At 75.4% G+C, this 7,197-nt stretch carries 5 protein-coding genes; 1 reads left to right on the forward strand and 4 read right to left on the reverse strand.

The window, feature by feature from the left end; translation table 11 throughout:
- Positions 1-153: 153 nt before the first annotated feature.
- Together IEZ06_RS35210 and IEZ06_RS35215 are read right to left on the reverse strand one after the other, a co-directional pair.
- Positions 154-2,583, reverse strand: a complete 2,430-nt coding sequence (locus IEZ06_RS35210; protein WP_189241006.1) for an ABC transporter permease — start codon at positions 2,581-2,583, stop codon at positions 154-156.
- Positions 2,583-3,314, reverse strand: a complete 732-nt coding sequence (locus tag IEZ06_RS35215) for an ABC transporter ATP-binding protein (RefSeq protein ID WP_189241003.1) — start codon at positions 3,312-3,314, stop codon at positions 2,583-2,585. Before IEZ06_RS35215 ends, IEZ06_RS35210 begins: the two co-directional genes overlap by 1 nt.
- A gap of 97 nt (positions 3,315-3,411) precedes the next feature.
- Here IEZ06_RS35215 and IEZ06_RS35220 point away from each other — a divergent pair, with 97 nt between their 5' ends.
- The gene (locus tag IEZ06_RS35220) at positions 3,412-4,020 is read left to right on the forward strand and encodes a response regulator transcription factor (RefSeq protein WP_189241004.1); all 609 of its coding nucleotides are present in this window, start codon (positions 3,412-3,414) and stop codon (positions 4,018-4,020) included.
- Between the two features lie 165 nt (positions 4,021-4,185).
- Here the strand turns inward: IEZ06_RS35220 and IEZ06_RS35225 are convergent, their stop codons facing one another.
- Both IEZ06_RS35225 and IEZ06_RS35230 read right to left on the reverse strand, forming a co-directional pair.
- Entirely contained in the window at positions 4,186-6,315 is a 2,130-nt protein-coding gene (locus IEZ06_RS35225) for a sensor histidine kinase (RefSeq protein ID WP_203872237.1), read from the reverse strand.
- A 41-nt stretch (positions 6,316-6,356) separates the two neighbouring features.
- Positions 6,357-7,067, reverse strand: coding sequence for a sensor histidine kinase (locus IEZ06_RS35230; RefSeq protein ID WP_189241005.1), 711 nt, complete (start codon positions 7,065-7,067; stop codon positions 6,357-6,359).
- Between the last annotated feature and the right edge of the window lie 130 nt (positions 7,068-7,197).

The raw sequence follows: 7,197 nt of genomic DNA on the forward strand, positions 1-7,197 counted from the left end.
CCCGGCTGCGCGAGCTGAGCCGGCCGTTCGCCGACCGCGCGGCGGCGGACATCGAATGCCTCACTCCTGCCCTGCTGTGACGACGCGCCGGCCTGCCGGCAGCGACGCCGCGAGAGACGGGACGACCACCCGCAGGCCGGCCGGATCCGCAGCTCAGGAGATCGCCTCGGCGGGGCGGGTACGGAGGATGAGCCGCACGGGAAGGGCGGTGGCGGCCAGGGCCAGGACGGCCACCGAGGCGACCACGGCCAGGTAGGCCTGCGGCGGCACGTGCGGCCGTGCCGAACCGGTCATGCCCAGGCTGAAGGCCGTGAGCGTGACCAGCGAGATCACCGTGCCGACGGTCACCGAGACCAGCACCGCGGTCAGCGTCTCCAGCCGGGCCGTCCTCAGCACCTGCCGGCGCGTGGTGCCGACGAGACGGAGCAGGGCGAACTCGCGGGAGCGGTCCGAGGCGGACATCGCCAGCGTGTTGACCGCGGCGATCGCGGTGAACGCGATGATCAGACCCATCGCCACGTAGTTGACCTCGGCGTTCGACGTTCCCGCCGCGGCGGCCCGGACCCTGTCGAGCACCGCGACGCCTGGTACGGCCCGCTCCAGGGCCGCGCGGGAGACCGACGGCGCCGAGACCAGGACGGTGGAGAAGGGATCGTCGACGTGCGGGCGCACCAGCTCGTGCGCCAGGAGGAGCTCGCCGTACCCGAGACCCCGCTCGTAGAGGGCGACGACGCGGAGCGCCGCGCGGGTGCCGTCGCCGAGGGTGAGCCGGAGCGGCGAGCCGACCGACACGCCGAGGCGGGATGCGGCGGTCCGGCTGACGGCGACCGTCTGCGGGCCGAGGCCGTGCAGCGACCCGGCGACCACTCCGGGGTCGAGCGTCAGTGAGAGCCCCGCGGGCGTGACGGCCCGTGCGCCGTACTTCTCCAGGCCGACCCGGACCGAGGTGTGCAGCACCTCGGTGACCGCCGCCACGCCCGGCACCCCGCGTACGGCCTCGGCCGCGGCGGAGGAGACCCGCGGGCCGAGCACGTGGTCGGCGCGGTCGCCCGCCGCCGCCTCCTCCTGGGCGGCGTGCCCCATCGTGGTCTGCACGAACAGGATCGTGCACGTCATCGCGACCATGAGGCTGAGCGGAGTGATCACCGAGGCCAGCCGGTGCGACCCGGCCCGCAGGTTCGCGGCGGCGAGGTACCCGCTCACCCGGGAGGCGCGCAGCACCACTCCGAGCAGCGTGACGGCCACCCGGGCGATCACCGGGCCGAGCAGGGCGGCCGCGACCGTCCACACCAGCGGGGTCAGCATCGTCACCGGGCCGGACGCCGCCTCGGTGGACAGCCCCGACAGCACCGCCGTCAGCACGGCACCGGCCGCGGCGCACGCCAGCCCGGCGAGCATCCGTCCCCGGGGCAGGCGCGCGGCCGGCAGCGCCGCCTCACCGAGGGCCTCGACCGGGCGGATGCGGGCGGTACGGCGGGCGGAGACGCGCGCGGCGGTCCAGGCGGCCAGGACGGTCGCCGCGAGCGCGGCGAGTACCGGGAACGGGCTCACCACGAGCCGCAGGTTCTCCGGCATCACGCCCAGCGCGACGAACCGGGAGCGCAGCCAGAAGCCCAGGCCGACTCCCAGGGCGGACCCCAGGGTCCCGGCGACGGCGCCGAGCACGAGCGCCTCGCCGCCGAGCAGCCGGCGCACCTGCCGGGGTGTCGCCGCGACCGCTCTCAGCAGGGCGATCTCCCGGTGGCGCTGCTGGACGGAGAGCGCGAACGTGCCGGCCACGACGAGGACCGCGACCAGCAGCGCGGTACCGCCGAGGGCGCCGCCCATGCTGACCAGCTTCAGCCGTGCCTGCTCCGCGTCGAGGAACTCGGCCGCGCCGCGCTCGTCGCCGGTGTGGACGACCGCACCGTCGAGCACCGGGGTCAGGTCGATCCGAGGCGCGCCGGACCGGGGGAAGACGCCGATCGCGCTGACCAGGCCGGGGCGGCCGGCCAGGCGGCGGGCCTCGGCGGCGGCGAAGAACAGCGTGTCCTGACTGGGCAGGGCCTCGGCGGTGACGCCCGTCACCCGGTAGACCCGCGACCCCGCCGGCGACTCCACGGTCACCTCGGCGCCCACGTCCAGCCCCGCCCGCGCGTCCGCCACCAGTTCGTTCCCGTCCCCGGGCGCGCGTCCGGCGCGCAGGGTGAACGGGGTGAGCGGGGCCGACTCCCAGCCGTGCCCCTCAAAGGACCGGCCCGCGACCCGGACGGGGAACGTCACCTCGGTGACCACCCGCCCGACCCCCGGCAGCCGGCCCAGCTCCCCGGCGAGGGAGGCGGGGATCCACCGGCGCTCCGACAGGGCCTTGGCCTTCGTCTTGGTCTTGTCCTCCGATTTCCGGACCGTCTCGCGGACGTACCGGTCGCCCGCGACGAGCACCGGGGCACCCGCGTAGCGCTCGGGGGCGACGCCGCCGCGCAGCCCGGTCTCCAGCAGCATCCCGCAGGCGCAGACCAGGGCCGCCGCGCACATCAGGGCGAGGAAGGCGCCCGCGAAGCCGGCCTTGCGGTGCCGGATCGCCCGCAACGCGAAGAAGATCATTACACCCACGCTCCCAGTCGGGTCATACGCTCGGCCACCCGGTCGGAGGTCGGCGCGGTCATCGCGTCCACGATCCGGCCGTCGGCCAGGAACAGGACGGTGTCGGCATAGGAGGCCGCCACCGGGTCGTGGGTGACCATCACCACGGTCTGGCCCATGCCGTCCACCACCTCGCGGAGCAGCCTCAGCACGTCACGGGCGGTCATCGTGTCGAGCGCGCCGGTGGGCTCGTCGCCGAAGACCACCTCGGGCCGGATCGCCAGCGCCCGGGCGATGGCCACCCGCTGCTGCTGCCCGCCGGAGAGCTGGGCGGGCCGGTGCCCGGTCCGCCCGTCCAGGCCGACCCGCGAGACGATCTCGCGGAGCCAGGCCCGATCCACCCGGTCGCCCGAGAGCCGGAGCGGCAGCGTGATGTTCTCGGCCGCGGTCAGCGAGGACACCAGGTTGAACGCCTGGAACACGAACCCGATCCGCCGCCTGCGCAGCTTCGTCAGCCGCGTCTCGTCCATCCCGGTCAGCTCGGTGCCGCCCAGCCGTACCGAGCCCGAGGACGGTGCGTCCAGCCCGGCCGCGCAGTGCAGGAACGTGCTCTTCCCCGACCCCGACGGTCCCATCACCGCGGTGAAGCTCCCTTGCGGGATGCCCACCGTCACCTCGCGCAGGGCCGCCACCGCGCCCTGTCCCGTGCCGTACACCTTGCTCACCGCGTCCAAACGCACCACGTCCGTCATGCCTGCCAGCCTGCTGGCCTGCGGTCCGCCGGGCCAGAGATGCGATCACCGGCGGACCGTGACATCGTCATGATCCGGACACTGGTAGACATGTCCCGTGATCCGTGTGCTGCTGGCCGAGGACCAGCACGTCGTCCGGGGCGCCCTGGTGGCGCTGCTGGGCCTGGAGGAGGACCTGGAGGTCGTCGCCGCCGTCGAGTCGGGCGACGCCGTGCTGCCCGCCGCGCTCCTGCACCGGCCCGACGTCGCGGTGCTCGACATCGACATGCCCGGCGCGCTCGACGGCCTCGCCGCCGCGGGAGAGCTCCGCTCGCGGCTGCCCGCCTGCCGGACGCTCATGCTCACCGCGTACGGCAAGCCGGGCCATCTCCGCCGGGCGCTCGGTGCGCGGGCGGACGGGTTCCTGCTGAAGACCGCACCGCCGGAGGAACTGGTGGCCGCCATCCGCGCGGTGGCCGGCGGCGAGCGGGTGCTCGACCCCTCGCTGGCGGTGACGGCCTGGGACCTGGCCGACAACCCGCTCACCCCCCGCGAGGTCGACGTGCTCCGGCTGGTGGCCGAGGGGATCGACGCCGCCGAGATCGCCGGGCGCCTCTTCCTGAGTGCGGGGACCGTGCGCAACTACATCACCGCGATCGTCACCAAGCTCAACGCCCGCAACCGGGTCGACGCCGTGCGCATCGCGGGAGAGGCCGGCTGGATCTGACCGCGCCGCGCCGCGCCGCGCCCCGCCCGCACGGCCGGGACGGGAGACGGGGACCGGGCCGACCGGGGACGGGACCGCCGGGGAGGGACCGCGGCGCCGGACCGACCGAGGACGGGACCGCCGAGGACGGGGCCGCGGTGCCGGGCCGACCGAGGAGCGGGGGCGTCAGCCGACGGGTACGGGCACCGCGAGGGATGCGGTGGGGACCCGGGCCTCGATCTCGAACCGCTCACCGTCGCGGGTGGTGGCGAGACCGCCGCCGAGGGCGGCCAGCCGCGTGGTCAGGTTGCCGACTCCCGCCGAGCCGCGGCGCCCCGCGGTCCGGTCCCGGGCGGGGCCCTCGGCGGAGACCGCGGCCGGGCGCACGCCGTCGTTGCGCACGCGGAGCCGTACCCCGCCCTGCTCGCGGTCCGCCGCGATCGTGCAGCGGCGTGCGGCGCTGTGCCGGAGCACGTTGGTCACCGCCTCGCGCAGCACCGCGCTCAGCACGGTCTCGACCTCCGCGGCGACCCGGCCGTGGCCCAGCTCGACCGTGACCTCGATGCCCGCGGCGCCCAGGAGCGACCGCGCCGAGTCCGCCTCGGTGGCCAGCGACATCTCGTACCGCTCCCCGGAGACGGAGCGCATGTCGGCCTCCGCCCTCTCCACCATCCCGAGCACGTCCTCGGTCTCGGCGCGGGCCCGGACGGGGTCGAGCCTCCTGGCCAGCTCGCACTTGAGGAGGATCGCCGCCATGCTGTGGCCGAGCAGGTCGTGCAGGTCCCGGGCGGCGCGCAGGCGCTCCTCGACCACCGCCGAGCGGGCCAGCTCCTCCTTGACCGCCTGGACCTCCTCCGCCAGCAGGGCCAGGCGGAGGAGCCCGTGGACGACCAGGCCAGTCACCAGCGTGCTCACCGTGTGGTTCACCGTCACGGCGGGTTCCAGCCCGAGGACGACGCCGATGACCGCGGCGCTCGCCGTCACGGAGGCGACGAGCGGCCAAGCGAGCACCGCGGGGAAGGCCAGCAGGAGCGGACCGGAGAGGAACCCGGCGACGCCCAGCCAGACCTCGCCGAAGGCGGGGATCGGGAGATAGGCGAGCAGGGCCATGACCGCCAGCGACCACGTGTGGCGGCCGGACACCAGGCGCAGCTGCAGGAGGAGGATCAGCCCGAGGCAGGCGGCCGCCGGGAGCAGCGAGCCCGCCGGGAGCCGGAGCAGCGCCTTGGCGCTGAACCCGGCCAGGACGACGGCCAGCAGGGTGAAGGAGAGAACGGAGGCGCGCCGGTCGTCCGGCGGGAGCGACGGAGCGGACCCGGCGCCGGGAAGCACGACGGAGACGGTGAAACGGCCGGTGGAGGAGAGACCCGTCGTGAGCGATCCGCCCGCCTCCGCGACCCGGCCGGGGAGGTCGCCCAGGCTCTCGTCCTCCGCGGTCCTGGCTCCGTCGTTGGAGACGCGGAGCCGGACTCCGCCCTCGGACGTGTCGGTCTCGATCTCGCACGTCGTCGCCGTGCCGCGCCGTACGACCTCGGTCACCGCCTCCCGGAGCACGGCCGCGAGCAGCGCGCCCGCGGGTCCCAGCGGTTCGGCGTGGCCGACGCGCGCGTGCGCGGTCACGCCCGCGGCCGCCAGCATCGCGCGGGCGGTGGTGATCTCGGGTGCCAGGGACATGGCGCGGTACCCGGAGGCGGCGGCCCGCGCCTCGGCCAGGGCGCGCCGTGCCGTGCCCGCGACCTGTCCGAGGATCTCGGCCGTGCGGTCCGGCTCGGCCAGGGCGAGCCTGCCGCCTGCGGCGATCATGGTGAGGCCTCGTCCGAGACCGTCGCTCAGTTCGGCGGCGATGCGCAGCCGCTCCTCGGCGACGGCGGCCACGGCGAGGGCGAGCCTGGCCGAGTGCAGCTGGTCGACCCGCTGGGTGAGCCGGGTCAGGCCGTAGACCACCAGCGCGATCAGGATCATCGTGATCGTGGCGTCGGCCGCGGCGGACGCTTCGCCGTACCGGACGGAGCCGATCACCGCCGCCGCCGCGGCGACCGCCGGAGCGAGCGGCCACAGCGGCGACAGCAGCAGCGACCCGGCCAGGAAGCCGAGCATGCCGACGGATGCGCCGGAGGCGAGAACGCCCCAGAACCCGGCTCCGGCCTGTACGACGAACAGCATCGGCCCCCGGAACCGTCTGAGCACCGGCAGGACGTGAACGAGCTGCAGCGCGAACACGACGATCGCGATCGGCACCCCGGCCAGCAGGTACACGCTCGCGAACGCGCCCAGAACGGCGAGGGTGATCCCCCGGGCCAGGTGGGGCGCTTGCATCTGCGGCGAATCCGTACCCCCGAATCCCGGGACAGAGCCGTTCACCGGACCCGCCCAGGCGCGCGACTGCCGTCCGGGTCGTAGGGCAGCCGGGCCGCCACACGGAAGCCTCCCCCGGGCCTGGGCCCCGCCTCGAACGCGCCTCCGTACATCCTGGCGCGTTCGCGCATGCCGATCAGGCCGTGGCCGCCCTGGCCGGCGCGGTCCGCGCACGGCGGGCGGCCGTGGCGGGGGCCGTCGTCGACGACCTCGATCACGGCTTCCCGCCCGTCGACGTCGACGGTGACCGCGCAGCGGGTGGGCCCGGCGTGGGTGACGACGTTGGTCAGGGCCTGCTGCACGATCCGGTACACCGACATCGCGGCCGCGGCGGGCAGCACGGCCCCTTCGCGGACGGCCAGGTCCACCTCGACCCCGGCCGAGCGGGCGTGGGCGGCCAGTCCGGGCAGGTCCGCCATGCCGGGTGCGGGCAGCCGGTCCTGGTGGGGGTCGCCGTCGGCGCGCAGCAGGTCGAGCACGCGGTGGATCTCGGCCAGTGCGCTGCGGCTGGTCTGCTCGATGACGGCCAGCGCGGCGCGGACCTCCTGCGGGCGGGCGTCGGCGAGGTGGTTGGCGACGGTGGCCTTGACGGTGATCAGGCTCATGCTGTGGCCGATGACGTCGTGCAGTTCCCGGGCGATGCGCCGGCGCTCGTCGGTCACCACGGCATCGGCGACGCTCTTTCCGTCGAGGTGCCCTCCAGGCCATTTCATGGCGGCAAGCTATCTCCCCGGCCGGTCACGCGGCGTCTGCCCACGGTCGGACATACGCCTCTGCCCGGGGTCGCACCACCCGCCCGAACCCGCCCGCCAAGATCCGACCCGAGCCAGACGCGCGCACCCC

Origin of the sequence: Planomonospora antibiotica (assembly GCF_014647955.1) — a bacterium.
In the GTDB taxonomy this organism is placed as follows: domain Bacteria; phylum Actinomycetota; class Actinomycetes; order Streptosporangiales; family Streptosporangiaceae; genus Planomonospora; species Planomonospora parontospora.

What these genes read in the sequence shown, in the direction of transcription:
- IEZ06_RS35210 (WP_189241006.1), bottom strand. Translation starts at nt 2,583, where the DNA reads ATGATCTTCTTCGCGTTGCGGGCGATCCGGCACCGCAAGGCCGGCTTC.
- IEZ06_RS35215 (WP_189241003.1), bottom strand. Translation starts at nt 3,314, where the DNA reads ATGACGGACGTGGTGCGTTTGGACGCGGTGAGCAAGGTGTACGGCACG.
- IEZ06_RS35225 (WP_203872237.1), bottom strand. Translation starts at nt 6,315, where the DNA reads ATGCAAGCGCCCCACCTGGCCCGGGGGATCACCCTCGCCGTTCTGGGC.
- IEZ06_RS35230 (WP_189241005.1), bottom strand. Translation starts at nt 7,067, where the DNA reads ATGAAATGGCCTGGAGGGCACCTCGACGGAAAGAGCGTCGCCGATGCC.